The following is a 15,879-nucleotide window of genomic DNA, read 5'->3' on the forward strand; positions in this document are numbered from 1 at the left end:
CGCCGATCTCGCCGCGGTCGCCGACGCGACCTGCGGCGCGCGGCCGTTTCATCTGGTCGGGCACGACTGGGGCTCGATTCAAAGCTGGGAAGCGGTGACCGACCCGGCGTTCAAAGGCCGCATTGCTTCGTACACGTCGATCTCGGGCCCGTGTCTCGATCACGCGTCTTTCGGCTTGCGCGACGGCGAGAAGACCGAGGGCGACGGCGACGCTCAAACCGCGCACCCAACAACGAAACGCCCCTTCGGCAGCAGCATCCGGCAAACGCTGAAGTCCTGGTACATCTTCTTCTTTCATTTGCCGTGGCTGCCGGAGCTGGTGTGGCGCGCAGGCGGCGCACGCCTGTGGCCGCTGTGGCTGCGCCTGACGGAACGCGTGCGTCCCGCGCCCGATCCGGCGCAGATGCGCAACGCGATCAACGGCCTGAATCTCTACCGCGCCAATTTCATCGACAAGCTGCTGCGCCCGCGCGCGCGTCATGCGCACACGCCGGTGCAATTCATCGTGCCGCTGCGTGACCGCTACGTCGGGCCGGCGCTCTCGCTCGGACTGGAGTGCTGGCTCGGCGCGTATGAGTGCACCGAGATCGATGCGGGCCACTGGGTCGTGTTGCGCGAACCCGAACGGATCGCGGCGAGCATCGAACGCTTCGTGGAACGGCACCGCGCGGACCAGGGCGGCTCGGCGGCGCCGACGCTCAACGCTCGCGAGGCAGGCGTGTAAACAGTGTCGGATAGTCGATCACGAGACCGTCGTCGTCCACCTTCATGTCCGCGGTGAAGTTGCGGAAGATGCCCTCATAGCGATACTCGCGATGCAACTCGATGCACGAGTACGCCTGCTCGACGCGCGTGACCTGTAAATCAGGCGTCGAAATATACGCGACTGAAATCGGCTGACGCTCGCCTTCGGCCAGTTGCAGGCGACGGATCGGCAGCGTGTTGGTGAACGGCGTAGCGGCGATATCGATGTCGATGCAGCCTTCGATCGCGCTCAGCGCGAGACCGTGCCCATCGTGCCAATGGCCGGCGCCGTCGCCCTGCAACTCCAACTCGCCGCCGCCGACGATCTTCAGCCACGCATAGCGCGTGCGCCATTGCGCGTCGCAGCGCACCTTGTAATGCAGCCCGTACGGCTTGCCGTAACGCTGGCCGACCACGACGCTTTCCACCGCGAAGCCGTCTTCATGCGCGTCGAACGCCAGATGTTCGATGCCGTCACCTTCTTCCGATGCCCACCGTAATTCACGCATCTGCCTGCCTCCTCTTGGGACGGCGCAGCCGGTTCTGCCTGGCTTCGCCGGGCTCACATCGTAGCGCGAAAGCTTTCGACTCGCCGGCGCGTTGGGCATTTCGGGGATGTGTCGCAAATAGCCACTATCAATGCACGGCGATGCCCGGCGCGGCCTGGCTGGCCTATGCTCGCGGTTCGCAGTCATCCGATCCAGCGCGCGCCCGACGCTCGCGCGGCGGAATTGCGCATCATCGAAATCACGCCGCCTTCCCATCATGCACGCCGCCGCGACCGAAGCTCGATCCGCCGCCTTGCGCACGCTGCTGCGCAGTCTCGGCCAGATCGTGCTGCAACCGAATGCCTTCACCGGCGCGTGCCTGCTCGCCGCCTGGCTGCTCTCCGACCCGCGCTTCGCCTGCGCGGCGCTAATGGGCGCGGTCGCGGCCAACGTGAGCGCGGTACTGGCCGGCTATGGCGAGGACGATACGCGTGCCGGGTTGCACGGTTTCAACGGCGCGTTGGCGGGGCTCGCCGCCTTCCACTTCATTGCCGACAATGCGACAGCGGGCGCGGTGGCGATTCTCGCCGCCACGTGCACGGCGTGGTTTGTGGAGCCGTGGTCGCGCTGGCTGCGGGCGCGCGGACTTGGCTTTTTCTCGAGCCCGTGCCTGATCGTCACGTGGCTTTGGCTGCCGATGGTCACGGTCAACGCGCCACCCGCTGGCGCGGCCCCGGCGCATGCGCTGAGCGCGACGCAAGTGGGCAGCGGCCTGCTCGCCGGCTTCGCCCAAACCGGCTTTGCATCGGACGCGTTGCCCGGTGTGCTGGTGCTGGTCGGGATTGCGGCGGCGTCGCGCAGGCATGCGCTGTGGGCGTTGATCGGCGCAGCGGTCGCAAGCGCTGCGCATCTGCTGCTCGGCGCAACGGCAAGCTCGTTTGACGCCGGCCTGTTAGGATTCAACGGCGCGCTGACCGCGCTCGCGTTGGCCGACTGCGGCCTCGTCATGATGCTCGGCGGCGTGGCCGTATCGGTCGTGCTGCAAGCGTCGGCGGCACACTTTGGCTGGCCGGCCATGACGGCGCCCTTCGTCCTCGCGACGTGGAGCGTGCAGTGGCTCAAGCAGCGCTCGGCCCACGGCGTGAGCGCGGCCACCGCCGAACCGGCGCAACCTGTCGACGCCGCACGCGCCGCGAGGTCGCCGGTTCACGCCAGACGCGCGAGCTAGTTACGCCGCTTGGTTTCGCGACACGTCCACGCCGCACGCACGCGCTTCGGCGATCAGGCAACTTCAGGAGACAGACATGTCGTTTACTCACACCCCTGCCGGCCGCATCGCCGAGGCGGGGCCATTGTCCGACGCTGAGCGGCAGACCCGCGTAGACCTGGCTGCGGCCTACCGGCTCGCGGCGCTCAACGGCTGGGACGATCTGATCTACACGCATATCTCGGCGAGTGTTCCGGACGAACCCGGCCACTTCCTGATCAACCCATTCGGCCTCGCCTTCGATGAAGTGCGCGCGTCGAATCTCGTGAAGATCGATATCGAGGGCAACATCGTCGGCACGAGCGAACATGCGGTAAATGCGACCGGCTTCGCACTGCACGCGGCGGTCCACGCGGCGCGCACCGATGCCTTCTGCGTGATGCATCTGCACAATACGGCGGGCGTGGCGGTCTCCGCGCAACCGGCCGGCTTGCTGCCCGCCTCGCAACACGCGTTGCGTTTCTACGGCCAACTCGCGTACCACGATTACGAAGGCCTCGCGTTCACGCCGGCGGAAGGCGAGCGCCTCGTCGCGCATCTCGCCGACAAGCCCGCCATGCTGTTGCGCAATCACGGCACACTGACTACCGGCCGCACGGTCGCCGAAGCCTATGTGCTGATGGCAACGCTGCTCAAGGCATGCGAGATCCAGTTGCACTCGCAAGCATGCGGCGCGGAACTCGTCGTGCCAAGCGATGCGGTCGCCGCGCGCACGGCGGAACAACTGTACGATGGCGGCGCCATTGAAGGCGCGCTCGAATGGCCTGCCCTGCTGCGCAAACTCGACCGGCTCGACGCCAGCTATCGCGATTGAATTCGCGCCACGTTCACTTCAATCCCAATCTCAACCCTATCGGAGTTACAGCATGCCCACGTTTCATATCGAACTCTTCGAAGGCCGCTCAGTGGAACAGAAACGCCAGTTCGTCGAAGCCATCACCAAGGCAACCTGCGAATCGCTCGGCGTCGAACCGAACTCGGTGGATATCATTCTCACCGACGTGAAACGCGAAAACTGGGCAACGGCTGGGCGTTTGTGGTCCGACGCCTGAGCGCGTGCAGCGCGCGGCTTGCCTGCCTGCCGCTGCTGCTCGACTGGCCTTTTGTATGCGATCGCGGCCGAACTGAACACGACGGAATTGGTGCGGGAAGCGTCGGAACGCATGCGCCCGGCCACCATTGCGATGCTCGAAACGGCTGCTGACGCGAAGTTCGCCGATTTGCCGATGGTGACGTTTATCTGGCTGAACGCGCTGGTCGGGCCGACACCTGCCATGCTGGAAGGCCGCGCACCGTCGAAGATGCTGCGCGCGTTGCGCGCGCAGCTTGTGATGCTCAGCGAAGCGTATTTAAACGCGTCGCCGTGGCGGCGTAACAACACACCGCCACGAACTTACGCCATCAGAACTTGTGGATGATGCCCACGCCGGCAGCAAACTGGCTGCGTGACGAGGACGGCGCGCCGTTCTGGCCGTCGCCGATATCGGCCGTCGCGTTGATGATGCTCACGCCGTTCGTGCCCAGGGTCTGACCGCCTGCGCGTTGATACGCCTCGAGCGCATACAGCCCGGTGCGCTTGGAGAGGCTGTAGTACTGCGAGAGGTTGAACTGCTGGTAGCTAGCCGAACTCGTGATGCCGTTCGCTTTGGTAGCACGCGTATAGCTGTAGCCCGCAGCCAGGTCCAGTGCCGTCAAAGGCTTGAAGTGCAGCACGGCACCGCCCGTGTTGAAGATCGCCGTGGTGTGGAACGGCGAATTGATACCCGGAATGTATTGCACGTTCGAGTACGAGAACGACACGTCCCATGCCGGGCTGAACGCATAGCCACCCGTCACCGCCACGCGCTGCTGAGCCTGCGCACGCTGATAGCCGTTGTTGATGCCCGACACACCCGCCTGAGCGCCCGCATTCGACGTCGTGGAGTCAGGGCCCCATGCGCCGCCGCCAGGCGTCGAGTTGTTGATGCGCTGGAAGCCCGCCGCGATGCCGAACGGACCGTTCAGGTACTGCAAGGCCGCGCTCCACGTCGAACCGGCGTTGAAGCTGCCCGGCACGCCGCCGAGCGAATACGAGCCGCTAGCCGTCAGGCCATACAGGTTCGGCGACGTGTACACCAGCGAGTTGTTGGCGCGGTAGAGCGTGTCCAGAGAATCGATATCGCCCGGGTGCGCGCCGTACGCGCCCGTCAGCCACGTGGTCGGGCTGTACGGCGAGAGCAGCGTGTAGTACGACGTATATTGGCGGCCTGCCGTGAACGTACCGTAGCTGGCATTCGTCACGCCGACATAAGCCTGGCGGTTGAACGCGAGGCCGGAGACTGACTGCGCGCCGGTTGCGCTGTTAAAGCCCTCTTCCAACTGGAAGATCGCCTTCGTGCCGCCGCCCAGATCCTCGGCGCCCTTCAGGCCGAAGCGGCTGCCGGCCCAGATGCCGTTGATCATCTTCACGACCGAGCGGCCGCCGCTGGTCGAACCGAGCGACGTCTGGCTGCTCTGATAGCCAATCCCGGTATCGACGATCCCGTACAGCGTCACGCTGCTCTGAGCGTGCGCGCCGAGGGCGACCAAGCCAAGCGCCGAAGTTGCCAATGCCTTTTTCATTTCTGCTCCTCTTTAAAAAATTATTCTTTGCGCGCGGCATTGTTCGAATGCCGCTGAGTGTGGAGAGTGTTCGAACGCCGAGGCGTTAATTAAGGACTTCAAAATACGGGGTGACCATTGATCAGGCTAGGCAACCATGTCGAAAACATCGGTACGTAAGTGACGATGTTGATCGCGCTGAAGATAGCCAGGTAATACGGCCACGCCACCTTGGTAGTTTCACCAATCGACACATTGCCAATCGCGCACCCGATAAACTGCACCGAGCCGATCGGCGGGTGGACGAGACCCAATGCGCAATTCAGCAGGATCATGATCCCGAACTGCACCGGACCCACGCCTGCGTGCATCGCCATCGGCAGGAACAGCGGCGTGGTGATCAGGATGTGCGCCGCCATGTCGACGAACGTGCCGAGGAAAATCTGGATCAGGTTGATGTACAGCAGCATCAGCCACGGCAGGCTGGTTGCGCCATCGAGCATGTGTTCGATCGCATCCGGAATCTCCAGATAGGCCATCTGGTAGCGCAGCATGTTCGACACGCCGATCAGCAGCAGCACCACGCCGGTGGTTTTGGCGGCCTTGGACAGTGCGTGGAACAGCTTTTTCATCGTCATCGAGCGATACACGACGATCGTCAGCACCAGCGAATAAAACACGGCAATAGCGGCGGCTTCCGTCGCCGTAGCAATGCCTTTTGCCACGCAAACCAGAATGATCGCAATCACCATCAAGCCGGGCAATGCGCCGAGGAATGTGCGGGCCACTGCGTACCAGCCGGGGAATTTCTGCAGTTCCGTCGAACCGTCGGCACGACGCGGATAGCCGTATTTGACCGCTTGCCAGTACGCGGCGATCAGCACGAAACCCATCACCCACAACACCGGCAGCAGACCGGAAAACAACAGATCGCCGATCGATACACCGCTCATCGGGTGCCCATTCAACGTGCCGGTGATGCCCTGGGCCGCGAATGCATAGATGATCATGTTGGTCGACGTCGGCATCAGCGCGCCGGCCAGCGACGAGTGCGTCGTCACGTTGACCGCGTAGGCCGCGCTATAACCTTCACGCTTCATCAGCGGAATGACCACGCCGCCCATGGCCGACGTATCCGCCGAGGGCGAACCGGAGACCCCGCCGAACAGCGTGCATGCGACCACGTTGGCCATGCCGAGGCCGCCGCGGAAATGCCCGACCGTGGCTTGCGCGAAACGCAGGATGCGGTCCGCGATGCCACCGTGCAACATCAGCTCACCGGACAGAATGAAGAACGGCACCGCGAGGAACGAGAAGCCGTTGATGCCCGAAATCATCGACTGCATGGCGGTGGCCGCCGGCAAGCCTTCGTACAGATAAGTCAGGACACACGAGAGCCCGAGCCCGAAGGACACAGGAACGCCGAGAAGGAGAAAAACAAGAAAACTAACGGAGAGGATGGCAAGTTCCATGATTGCTCTATTTTTGTTTCTGTGCGAAAAGCGCGAGCAGGTTCTCGATCGAGAACATTGCAATGCAGACGCTGGCAATAACCGGGATGCAGTAACGCAACGATTCAGGCAAACCGATAATTGGAATCCGGTCGTCCGTGGTGGCCTCCACCATCTGCAGACAGCCGAAGAAAACCGCCGCTGCAAACACGATCAGGCAAATATGCTGAAACGCCGTGGCGACGAGCTGCCCTTTGGGCGGCAATTTCTTCACAAGCGAATCGAGACCGATATGGCCGCCTTCGCGCACCTTGAGCGCGGCGCCGAACATGGCGATCACGATCACCAGCAGAAGCGCGATGGGCTCGACGAAATCCGGTGCATCGCTGAAGACGTAGCGCATCACGACGCTGTAGATCACCAGCAGGCTCAGCACGGCGAGACTTACCGACGCCACGATAACCAGCGCGCGGAACAGAAAATCATTTGGGCGCTTCATGAATCTCATTGAACCCATCCTTGCATACGACCGACCTGTCCTTAATAGTCAGCAATCCTGTTCGACTTCTCTGATTCAGGAAGCGTGCAGCGGCAGAGCCCGCGAATCTTCTCGCAGGCTCTTTGCGCCGCTGCCGTGCCTCCGCTCAGGCGAACCTTATTTGACTGCCTGAATCTCGTCGACGAGCTGCTTCATTTGCGGGGTCTTTTCGTACTTCGCCCAGACCGGCTGCATGGCCTTGACGAACGCGGCACGATCGATCTGCGTCGAGGCGACGATGGTCGCGCCGCCCTTCGTGACCGTCTTGCTCGCGTCGGCTTCGCGCGCCGTCCACAGCTTCTGGTAGTACGGCACCGAGTCGGCGGCAGCCTTCTTGATGATGTCCTGTTCTTGCGGCGTCAGCGTGTCCCATACTTTCTTCGAGAACACCAGCACTTCCGGCGTCATCGAATGCTGGGTTTCGGAATAGATCGGCGCGACTTCGAAGTGCTTGGTTTCTTCGTACGACGGCAGGTTGTTTTCAGCGGCATCCACCAGGCCCGTCTTCAGACCCGTATAGACTTCGGCGAACGGCATCGGCGTGGGCGTGCCGCCCATTGCGCGGATTTCGTCGACCATCAGATCGGACGGCTGCACGCGAACCTTGAGGCCCTTCATGTCAGCCGGCGTGTGAATCGGCTTCTTGGTGTAGATGGAACGCGCGCCGCTCTCGTAGAACGTCAGCGCAATCATGCCCTTCGCCTTGAAGGCGTCGAGAATCTTCTGGCCTTCCGGGCCGTACATCACTTTGCGGAAATGGTCGATGTCGCGAAACAGGAACGGCAGCGACGGAATCATCGATTCGGGCACGATCTCGTTGAACGCGGCGCCGTTGGCGCGCGCCATGTCCAGTGCGCCAATGCGCACCTGATCGATCGTGTCGTTTTCGGAACCCAGCGCGCTATTGCCAAAGACCTTCACCGAATCCTTGCCGCCGGTTGCCTGTTTGATCTGTTCCCCCATGTATTTCACGGCCATGTTGGTCGGGTAAGTGTCGCCGTGCACGTCGGACACGCGGAATACACGCGCTTGTGCCGACACGGTGCTGAAGGCCAGCACCGAGGCCGCGACGATCATCGAAACACGGGAAGAGGCAAACTTCTTATTCATCGTGAAATTCCTTGAAAAATTGACCATCCAATCGATTGCGGAGGGCCCGCTTGCGGTGGCCGCCCGCGGATGCGACATGGTTTGCTGCGTCTCCCGGCTCGACGCTCGCCACCGTTTGTGGTCACGAACGTTCTGCCGTGCTGGTCTGTGCAACGTCCCCGGCGCAGATGCTCAGCACTCCTGTCAGACAACTCGACTCTTTTACTTTTGCTTCAACTGCTTCGGCTTGCCCTTCGCAGGCGAGTGGTTGCCCACGTGGGAGGCTGCCTTGTTCATACTGAAATCTTGAAATTCGCAGAAAGGAATTTGTTTGGGCTTATATGTTGTACGACGACATATGAAGTCTATAAAACGCAGTTTGAGTTGTACAGACGGTATTTACCCGCACCACGCAGGCCGCCGGCACGTATGGCCGATGTATCACGCAGCGAGCCTTCACGCCAGTTGGCGCGGCGCTGCCGGCAAAAAGCCGCATAGCGCAGGCACCGTTTTTTTCGTCGCAAAATTGTGACGAGACCGTCGCCTTTACGCCACAATGTTGTACGACGACCTATGAATATCGACCAGATAAACAAAGGGCGCCGGACATGCAAGACATGCCCGGCGCCCTTCTCACGCAAACTCCGCTTACAGTTCGCCCGCGAACTCCGGCTCAGGCAGCCCGGTGACGCCAGGACGCACGGCGAACAGATGGCCGTCGTGCTCGCTCGCGTTCGCGGCGGGACGAATCGACGTGACGAACAGCGTATCCAGATCGCGCCCACCGAAGGCGCACATGGCCGGCTTGATGGCCGGCACGGCAATCTGCCGGTCCAGCTTGCCTTCGGGCGTGAAGCGCAGCAACAGGCCCGCGTCGTTCGCGCAGATCCAGTAGCAGCCGTCGGCATCCACCGCGGCGCCGTCGGGACGGCCCGCATGGTCGTTCAGATCGGCGAACACGCGACGGTTGCGCGGCTCGCCGGTCCCGAGGTCGTAATCGAATGCCCAGATCTGCCTGCGCAAGGGATGCGAATCCGAGAGATACATGGTCGTGCCGTCCGGCGACCACGCGAGGCCGTTCTGGGTGATGAGCGCGTCGACGATCGGCCCGGACAACACGCCGCGCTCATCGAAGCGATAAAGCGCACCGGCCGGCTTGGCCGCCGCCATGTCCTGCACCATCGTGCCGGCCCAGAAACGTCCTTGCCGGTCGCAACGGCCGTCGTTGAAACGCATGTCTTCGCATGCGAAATCCGGCGCGGCGAGCTTGCTTCCTGTCACTTGCACGGGTTCGCCGTTCGCCGAGGACTCAGTCAGCGTGACCGCAAATAGCCCGGTCTCGCAGCCGGCCAGCACCGTGCCGCGATGATCGAACGCGATGCACGCGACTCTCTCCGGCAACAGCCATTCAGAGCGTTCGCCCGAATCGACCCGCAGCCGCACGATCTTCTGTGCCGGAATATCCACCCAGTAGAGCGCCTGTTCGGCAACGCGCCATACCGGACTTTCGCCGACCGAAGCCGGCGCCTGCCCCGCTGCCTCGACCCGCTCCACGCGCGGGTTCGCCGCGGCGCTCACCGTTTCGGCTCCATCGGGCCGGCGAGCACAAACGGGCCGCCCTGGAATCGCTGCGTCGGATCGTCGAGCTCGGCAGTCGGCGCCGTGACCGGAAAGAGATGCTCGAATTCAACCGAGCTGTCTTGCGGACGAAAACCGAGGAACGCGGCCTTGGTGTTATCCACCCACTTGGTCCGGTTATCCGACACGCCGTAGACGATTGCGTGGCCGACGCGGTTAGTAAACAGCGAGCAGCGCACCAGCTCGATGAAGTCGCGAAAGCTCAGATAGGTCACGAGCATGCGCGGATTCTTCGGCTGCTCGAACGATGAGCCGATCCGCAGGCACACCGTCTCCAGACCAAAGCGATCGAAGTAGTAACGCGACAACGATTCGCCGAAGCACTTCGTCACGCCGTACAGGCTATCGGGACGCAGCGGCGCGTCGATATCCACCACCTCCGTCACCGGATGAAAACCGACCGCGTGATTCGAGCTCGCATACACGACGCGCTTCACGCCCTGCTTCTGCGCAGCCGAATAGAGGTTGTACAGGCCGCGGATATTCGCTTCGAGCAGATCTTCGAACGGCGCCTCGACGGAAATACCGCCGAGATGAATCACCGCGTCCACGCCTTCGAGCAGCGCGTGAACCGCGGCTTCGTCCGCGAGATCGACCGTCGAGGCTTCTTCATGTGCCGCCACGTCGCCAAGCGGAGCGATATCCGTGACGCGCACGATATCGGCCCACGCGGCGAGCGCGCCGCGCAATTGTTTGCCGAGGTTGCCCGCCGCGCCGGTGAGCAGCAGGCGGCGGAAGGGTTTCTGTGCCGCGCTGCGGTCAAGGTTCGAGTCAGTCATGTTTCTATGTTGGTGTGAGTGCGATCAGATCGAGCAGGGCAGCCGACCAATCAGGTCACCGGCGCCGGATTGAACAGCGTCAACGCATTGTGAAGCTTGAGCTTTTCAGCGCAGGTTTCCTTGCGGCCGCTGGCGACGTCGAGCATCAGGCGAAACAGTTCCCAGCCCACGTCTTCGATAGTCGCCGCGCCGGTCGCGATCGTGCCGGCGTTGATGTCCATCAGGTCATGCCAGCGGCGCGCCAGATCCGAGCGTGTCGCGACCTTGATGACGGGCACTTCGGCGAGGCTATACGGCGTGCCGCGGCCAGTGGTGAAAACGTGCAGGTTGATACCCGCCGCGACTTGCAGCGTACCGCAGATGAAATCGCTCGCCGGCGTGGCCGCGTAAATCAGGCCTTTCTGGCGAACTTTTTCGCCGGGCGACAACACGCCGGAAATCGCCGAGTTACCCGACTTGATGATCGACCCCATCGCCTTCTCGACGATGTTCGACAAGCCGCCCTTCTTGTTGCCCGGCGTGGTGTTGGCGCTGCGATCCGCGCCGCCACGCTTCAGATAATCGTCGTACCACTGCATCTCGCGGATGATCGCCGCGGCGACCTCCGGGTTGGCCGCGCGCGCCGTCAGTTGATCGACGCCGTCGCGCACTTCGGTGACTTCGGAGAACATGACCGTGGCGCCGGCACGCACCAGCAGATCGGTCGCGTAGCCCACTGCGGGATTCGCGGTCAAGCCGGAGAATGCATCGCTGCCGCCGCATTGCACACCGATCACCAGATCGGACGCGGGACAGGTCTCGCGGCGGCGATTGTTCAAACGCTTCAGATGACCGTCGGCCATTCGCATGATCGACTCGATCATCGACTGGAAGCCGACGTGCGATTCGTCCTGCAGCACGACCACGTCGCCATTCAGATCCGCCTCGATATCACCGATGTCCGCGACCTCGGCCACATTCGCGGCCGCGGCGATCGGAATCGTGCCGGGCGGCATGAGGCGCTCGGGTTGCAGTTTCTCGCAACCGAGGCTGACCATCATCACCTCGCCGCCGAAATTCGGATTCAGGCTGATGTTGCGCACGGTGCGGATCGGCACCATCGCGTCGGGCGCGTCGATCGCGACGCCGCAACCGTAGGTGTGGCCGAGGCTCACCACGTCGTCGACATTCGGGTAGTTCGGCAGCAGTTCGGCCTTGATACGGGTGACCGCGTGCTGGACGACATCGGCCACGCATTGCACCGTGGTCGTGATGGCGAGAATGTTGCGCGAGCCGACCGAGCCGTCCGCGTTACGGTAGCCCTCGAACGTGTAGCCCTCGAGCGGTGGCATCTCCGGCGCCTTGATCGTGGCGATCGGCAGATCTTCCAGTCCGGGCGGGCTCGGCATGCGGATCACGTGTTCGTTGATCCAGCTGCCCTTGGGCAACGCCTTGAGCGCATAGCCGATCACCACGTTATAGCGGATGACCTCGTCGCCTTCTGCCAGATCGGCCAACGCGACCTTGTGGCCTTGCGGCACACGCTCGCGCAGCGCCAGACCATCGGGAAATACCGCGCCCTCACCCAGACCGCCGTCGTTGACGACGATCGCGACATTGTCATTGGGGTGAACGCGAATGTAGAGCGGAGATTGTTCCATTGCATCGATCCTTATGGCGTTGTACGCCTGCTGCGCCAGCTATTCATACGTCATCCTACAACATGAAAGATTGCGCAGACGTTCCGTATTTACCCTAGGGCAAGCATTATGCCGTGAAATGACCGTTGAGTTAGCCGATTTGTTGTTGTACGATGACGTATAAGAAATATCAATTTCTACTGAATCGAACCTCCGCGAACCATTCCGACGCTCTGGATACTCATCATGACAACACCGCAGGAACTGAAGCAGATCGTTTCCGAAGGCCTCCTGTCCTTCCCGGTCACCGACTTCGACGAACAAGGCGATTTCCGCGCCGATACCTATGCTGAGCGCCTCGAATGGCTCGCTCCTTATGGCGCTTCGGCGCTGTTCGTCGCCGGCGGCACGGGCGAGTTCTTCTCGCTCACGCACAACGACTATTCGAACGTCGTGAAAACGGCTGCCGAAGTCTGCAAAGGCAAGGTGCCGATTCTCGCCGGCGCGGGCGGCCCGACGCGCGTCGCGATCGCCTACGCCCAGGAAGCCGAGCGCCACGGCGCGAACGGCATTCTGCTGATGCCGCACTACCTGACGGAAGCTTGCCAGGAAGGCATCGCCGCGCACGCAGAAGAAGTGTGCAAGTCCGTGCCGAACATGGGCGTGATCATCTACAACCGCGCGAACTCCAAGCTTAACGCCGATATGCTCGAAGGTCTGGCCGAGCGCTGCCCGAACCTGATCGGCTTCAAGGACGGCGTGGGCGAGATCGAGAACATGGTGTCGATCCGCCGCCGTCTCGGCGACCGCTTCTCGTATCTCGGCGGCCTGCCGACCGCGGAAGTGTATGCGGCGGCGTACAAGGCACTGGGCGTGCCGGTGTATTCGTCGGCGGTGTTCAACTTCATTCCGAAGACCGCGATGGACTTTTACCGCGCCATTGCCGCGGACGACCACGCCACCGTCGGCAAGCTGATCGACGAATTCTTCCTGCCGTATCTGGCGATCCGCAACCGTCGCGCGGGCTACGCGGTCAGCATCGTCAAGGCGGGCGCGAAGCTGGTCGGCCACAGCGCCGGTCCGGTGCGCGCGCCGTTGACCGATCTGACGGAAGAAGAAATGAGCAAGCTGGACGCGCTCATCAAGACGCTCGGCCCGCAGTAATCGCGCTGGCTGTACCAGAAGCAGTCAACACCCGGCGGCCACGCGAACGATGGCCGCGTAGACGGCACCACCAAGAGCGCCCGGGACGGCAACGTCGCCGGGCGTTTTTGTGCCGCGCGAATGTATCGAAAAGGCTCGTGGCGTGTGTTGCGCCATACGTCTGGGGCAGCCCCGCTCCCCTGTATAAAAGATTCAGGAGATGACCATGGAAATGAGCCGCACGGCGAGTGCCGCCCACGTCGCAAAGCGCACCCGAGTCCGCTACGGAATCCTGCTGCTGATCTTTCTGATCACGACCTTCAACTATGCGGACCGCGCCACGCTCTCAGTGACCGGCTCGGCCATGCGCGCCGAGTTCGGCTTCGACGCGATCCGCATGGGCTACATTTTCTCCGCGTTCAGTTGGGCCTACGTGCTGTCGCAACTGCCGGCCGGCTGGCTGCTGGACCGCTTCGGCGCGCGGCGCGTCTACGCGGCGAGCATTTTCTTCTGGTCGCTCTTCACGCTGCTGCAAAGCTCCATCGGCCTGCTGGGCAGCGCGGCGACCGCCGTCACCGCGCTGTTCGTGCTGCGCTTCGCGATGGGTGCGGCCGAATCGCCTGCCTTTCCGGCCAATGCGAAGGTCGTGGCGAGCTGGTTCCCGACCAACGAACGCGGCACGGCGTCGGCTATTTTCAATTCGGCGCAATACTTCGCGGCGGTCGTGTTCACGCCGCTGATGGCGTGGCTCACCCACGCGTTCGGCTGGCACATGGTCTATGTCGTGATGGGCGTGATGGGGCTTCTGCTCGCGCTCACGTGGCTGAAGGTGATGAAGAATCCCGCCGACCATCCGCGTGTTTCGCGCGCTGAGTTGGAGTACATCGAACAGGGCGGCGGCGTGGTCAACGGGCAGAAGAAAGCCCGATCCACCGACAAGATCGAACATACCGGCGGCTGGTCCCTGGTTCGCCAACTGCTCAGCAATCGCATGCTGGTCGGCGTCTATCTCGCGCAGTACTGCATCAACGTGCTGACCTACTTCTTCCTGACGTGGTTTCCGATCTACCTGGTGCAGGCGCGCGGCATGACGATTCTGCAAGCGGGTCTGGTCGCCTCGCTGCCGGCGATCTGCGGATTCTCCGGCGGCGTGCTCGGCGGCATTCTCTCCGATGGGCTGATCCGTCGCGGCCATTCGCTGACGATCGCGCGCAAGGTGCCGATTGTCGGCGGCATGCTGCTGTCGGTGTGCATCATCGGCTGCAACTATGTGTCGACCGACTGGGTCGTCGTCGCGCTCATGTCGCTTGCGTTCTTCGGCAAAGGCATCGGCGCGCTCGGCTGGGCTGTCGTCGCCGATACATCGCCGAAAGAAGCGCTCGGCCTGTCGGGTGCGATCTTCAATATGTTCGGCAACGTCGCCGGTATCGTGACGCCGATCGTGATCGGCTATCTCGTGGCGAAGACCGGATCGTTCAACGGCGCACTGGTGTTCGTGGGCATCAACGCCCTGCTCACGGTGTTCAGCTATCTCGTGATCGTGAAAGACATCAAGCGGGTCGAGTTGCGCCCGCGCTGATCACGCGGCGGTTATCGTACTTCCCTGCGGACGGCGAAATGAGCACCGTCGCAGCGTGAAATGCAGGCTAGAAAGGGACTTCGGCGTCACATCAGACGCCGGCCCGCAAAATGATATGGCGTGGTTATAATCAGTTGTCAGACGACGGTATAATGAAACGCATGAAGTGTCTGCAACTATCTGATTCAAGGGGCGTTTTCGATGGCTACACCACTGGCATCCGCGGCACCGCCACGACGCGCGCGTAATCTTGCCGAGTTCGTCGTCAGCTACGTCACCGAGCAAATTGCGTCCGGCGCGTTGAAGCCCGGCGACAAACTGCCGACCGAATCGCAACTCATGGTCACGCTGAGCGTGAGCCGCACCGTGATTCGCGAGGCGATTTCGCGTTTGCAGGCGGGCAAGATCATCGAGACGCGGCACGGCATCGGCAGCTTCGTGCTCGAGCCGCAGCGCGAAAAGCTGGGCATCGACATGGTTCCCGCCACCACCCTGCGCGACGTGTTGTCGATCCTGGAACTGCGCATCAGTCTGGAAACGGAATGCGCGGGTCTCGCGGCCCAGCGCGCCAAGCCGGACGACCTCGCGCGCATGCGCGCCGCGCTCGACGCGATCGAAGCCACGCGCCATAACGGGCTGGACAGCGTCGACGCCGATCTGCAGTTTCATATCTCGGTGGCGCGCGCCACCGGCAACCGCTATTTCGTCGACATCCTCACGCAGATGGGCAGCGCGCTGATTCCGCGCAACCGGCTCGACTCGGCGGGCATTGCGCGTGCGGAACCGGACGCGTATCTGTCGCTCGTCAATCTCGAACACGAAAGCATTCTTGAAGCGATTACGCGGCACGACGCTGAAGGCGCGCGCGCGGCGATGCGCATGCATCTGTCCAACAGTCGCGAGCGCTTGCGGCGGGCCAACGAAGCCGCTGAGGCGAATAGCTAAGTCGGCTCGCTTCTGATTC

Annotated in this window: 16 protein-coding genes; 8 read left to right on the top strand and 8 right to left on the bottom strand. The window is 62.6% G+C overall.

Translation table 11 applies throughout. From position 1 onward, the window contains the following. On the top strand, positions 1-724 hold a 724-nt coding region (locus PQR32_RS32805), incomplete at its 5' end, for an alpha/beta fold hydrolase (RefSeq protein ID WP_408237068.1). Here PQR32_RS32805 and PQR32_RS32810 read toward each other — a convergent pair. Continuing rightward, the gene (locus PQR32_RS32810; protein WP_408237071.1) at positions 699-1,253 is read right to left on the bottom strand and encodes a putative glycolipid-binding domain-containing protein; all 555 of its coding nucleotides are present in this window, start codon (positions 1,251-1,253) and stop codon (positions 699-701) included. The genes PQR32_RS32805 and PQR32_RS32810 overlap by 26 nt on opposite strands. 256 nt (positions 1,254-1,509) lie before the next feature. Here PQR32_RS32810 and PQR32_RS32815 point away from each other — a divergent pair, with 256 nt between their 5' ends. The 4 genes from PQR32_RS32815 to PQR32_RS32830 all read left to right on the top strand — a co-directional run bounded on the left by PQR32_RS32815 (position 1,510) and on the right by PQR32_RS32830 (position 3,917). After that, positions 1,510-2,460 carry an urea transporter gene (locus PQR32_RS32815; protein ID WP_408237074.1) on the top strand — a complete coding sequence of 317 codons (951 nt, stop codon included), beginning with the start codon at positions 1,510-1,512 and terminating at the stop codon, positions 2,458-2,460. A gap of 76 nt (positions 2,461-2,536) precedes the next feature. Next, positions 2,537-3,313 (top strand): class II aldolase/adducin family protein, encoded by a 777-nt coding sequence (locus tag PQR32_RS32820; RefSeq protein WP_408237077.1) that lies wholly within the window; start codon positions 2,537-2,539, stop codon positions 3,311-3,313. Further along, positions 3,231-3,551, top strand: a complete 321-nt coding sequence (locus PQR32_RS32825; protein WP_408237080.1) for a 4-oxalocrotonate tautomerase — start codon at positions 3,231-3,233, stop codon at positions 3,549-3,551. The genes PQR32_RS32820 and PQR32_RS32825 overlap by 83 nt, the downstream gene beginning before the upstream one ends. 51 nt (positions 3,552-3,602) lie before the next feature. Beyond that, a complete protein-coding gene (locus tag PQR32_RS32830; protein WP_408237083.1) occupies positions 3,603-3,917 on the top strand; it encodes a hypothetical protein in 315 nt (104 codons plus the stop codon). On the opposite strand, the gene PQR32_RS32835 is transcribed toward PQR32_RS32830, so the two are convergent. The 7 genes from PQR32_RS32835 to garD form a co-directional block, all read right to left on the bottom strand. After that, on the bottom strand, positions 3,901-5,100 hold the full coding sequence (locus PQR32_RS32835) for a porin (RefSeq protein ID WP_408237086.1): 1,200 nt from the start codon (positions 5,098-5,100) through the stop codon (positions 3,901-3,903). The two genes, PQR32_RS32830 and PQR32_RS32835, sit on opposite strands and share 17 nt — an antisense overlap. A gap of 98 nt (positions 5,101-5,198) precedes the next feature. Continuing rightward, positions 5,199-6,551, bottom strand: a complete 1,353-nt coding sequence (locus PQR32_RS32840) for a TRAP transporter large permease (protein ID WP_095420608.1) — start codon at positions 6,549-6,551, stop codon at positions 5,199-5,201. A 7-nt stretch (positions 6,552-6,558) separates the two neighbouring features. After that, positions 6,559-7,038 carry a TRAP transporter small permease gene (locus PQR32_RS32845; protein ID WP_408237089.1) on the bottom strand — a complete coding sequence of 160 codons (480 nt, stop codon included), beginning with the start codon at positions 7,036-7,038 and terminating at the stop codon, positions 6,559-6,561. Positions 7,039-7,185: 147 nt separating this feature from the next. Then, positions 7,186-8,178 carry a TRAP transporter substrate-binding protein gene (locus tag PQR32_RS32850; RefSeq protein WP_408237092.1) on the bottom strand — a complete coding sequence of 331 codons (993 nt, stop codon included), beginning with the start codon at positions 8,176-8,178 and terminating at the stop codon, positions 7,186-7,188. Positions 8,179-8,805: 627 nt separating this feature from the next. Next, on the bottom strand, positions 8,806-9,735 hold the full coding sequence (locus PQR32_RS32855; RefSeq protein WP_408237095.1) for an SMP-30/gluconolactonase/LRE family protein: 930 nt from the start codon (positions 9,733-9,735) through the stop codon (positions 8,806-8,808). Continuing rightward, positions 9,732-10,574: an NAD-dependent epimerase/dehydratase family protein gene (locus PQR32_RS32860; RefSeq protein WP_408237098.1), complete on the bottom strand. Its 843-nt coding sequence runs from the start codon at positions 10,572-10,574 to the stop codon at positions 9,732-9,734. The genes PQR32_RS32855 and PQR32_RS32860 overlap by 4 nt, the downstream gene beginning before the upstream one ends. A 50-nt stretch (positions 10,575-10,624) precedes the next feature. Further along, on the bottom strand, positions 10,625-12,214 hold the full coding sequence (gene garD, locus PQR32_RS32865) for a galactarate dehydratase (protein WP_408237100.1): 1,590 nt from the start codon (positions 12,212-12,214) through the stop codon (positions 10,625-10,627). Positions 12,215-12,439: 225 nt separating this feature from the next. Between garD and kdgD the strand changes: the two genes are divergently transcribed. The 3 genes from kdgD (at position 12,440) to PQR32_RS32880 (ending at position 15,860) form a co-directional block, all read left to right on the top strand. Further along, positions 12,440-13,357 carry a 5-dehydro-4-deoxyglucarate dehydratase gene (gene kdgD / locus PQR32_RS32870; protein WP_132382848.1) on the top strand — a complete coding sequence of 306 codons (918 nt, stop codon included), beginning with the start codon at positions 12,440-12,442 and terminating at the stop codon, positions 13,355-13,357. 205 nt (positions 13,358-13,562) lie between these two features. Further along, positions 13,563-14,915: an MFS transporter gene (locus tag PQR32_RS32875; RefSeq protein WP_408237103.1), complete on the top strand. Its 1,353-nt coding sequence runs from the start codon at positions 13,563-13,565 to the stop codon at positions 14,913-14,915. A gap of 201 nt (positions 14,916-15,116) precedes the next feature. Continuing rightward, complete coding sequence (locus PQR32_RS32880) at positions 15,117-15,860, top strand: FadR/GntR family transcriptional regulator (RefSeq protein WP_408237106.1); 744 nt, start codon at positions 15,117-15,119, stop codon at positions 15,858-15,860. Positions 15,861-15,879 lie beyond the last annotated feature (19 nt).

The organism is Paraburkholderia dipogonis (assembly GCF_046027395.1).
Taxonomy (GTDB): domain Bacteria; phylum Pseudomonadota; class Gammaproteobacteria; order Burkholderiales; family Burkholderiaceae; genus Paraburkholderia; species Paraburkholderia dipogonis_A.

What these genes read in the sequence shown, in the direction of transcription:
- PQR32_RS32810 (WP_408237071.1), bottom strand. Translation starts at nt 1,253, where the DNA reads ATGCGTGAATTACGGTGGGCATCGGAAGAAGGTGACGGCATCGAACAT.
- PQR32_RS32815 (WP_408237074.1), top strand. Translation starts at nt 1,510, where the DNA reads ATGCACGCCGCCGCGACCGAAGCTCGATCCGCCGCCTTGCGCACGCTG.
- PQR32_RS32820 (WP_408237077.1), top strand. Translation starts at nt 2,537, where the DNA reads ATGTCGTTTACTCACACCCCTGCCGGCCGCATCGCCGAGGCGGGGCCA.
- PQR32_RS32825 (WP_408237080.1), top strand. Translation starts at nt 3,231, where the DNA reads ATGGCGGCGCCATTGAAGGCGCGCTCGAATGGCCTGCCCTGCTGCGCA.
- PQR32_RS32835 (WP_408237086.1), bottom strand. Translation starts at nt 5,100, where the DNA reads ATGAAAAAGGCATTGGCAACTTCGGCGCTTGGCTTGGTCGCCCTCGGC.
- PQR32_RS32840 (WP_095420608.1), bottom strand. Translation starts at nt 6,551, where the DNA reads ATGGAACTTGCCATCCTCTCCGTTAGTTTTCTTGTTTTTCTCCTTCTC.
- PQR32_RS32845 (WP_408237089.1), bottom strand. Translation starts at nt 7,038, where the DNA reads ATGAGATTCATGAAGCGCCCAAATGATTTTCTGTTCCGCGCGCTGGTT.
- PQR32_RS32850 (WP_408237092.1), bottom strand. Translation starts at nt 8,178, where the DNA reads ATGAATAAGAAGTTTGCCTCTTCCCGTGTTTCGATGATCGTCGCGGCC.
- PQR32_RS32860 (WP_408237098.1), bottom strand. Translation starts at nt 10,574, where the DNA reads ATGACTGACTCGAACCTTGACCGCAGCGCGGCACAGAAACCCTTCCGC.
- garD (WP_408237100.1), bottom strand. Translation starts at nt 12,214, where the DNA reads ATGGAACAATCTCCGCTCTACATTCGCGTTCACCCCAATGACAATGTC.
- kdgD (WP_132382848.1), top strand. Translation starts at nt 12,440, where the DNA reads ATGACAACACCGCAGGAACTGAAGCAGATCGTTTCCGAAGGCCTCCTG.
- PQR32_RS32875 (WP_408237103.1), top strand. Translation starts at nt 13,563, where the DNA reads ATGGAAATGAGCCGCACGGCGAGTGCCGCCCACGTCGCAAAGCGCACC.
- PQR32_RS32880 (WP_408237106.1), top strand. Translation starts at nt 15,117, where the DNA reads ATGGCTACACCACTGGCATCCGCGGCACCGCCACGACGCGCGCGTAAT.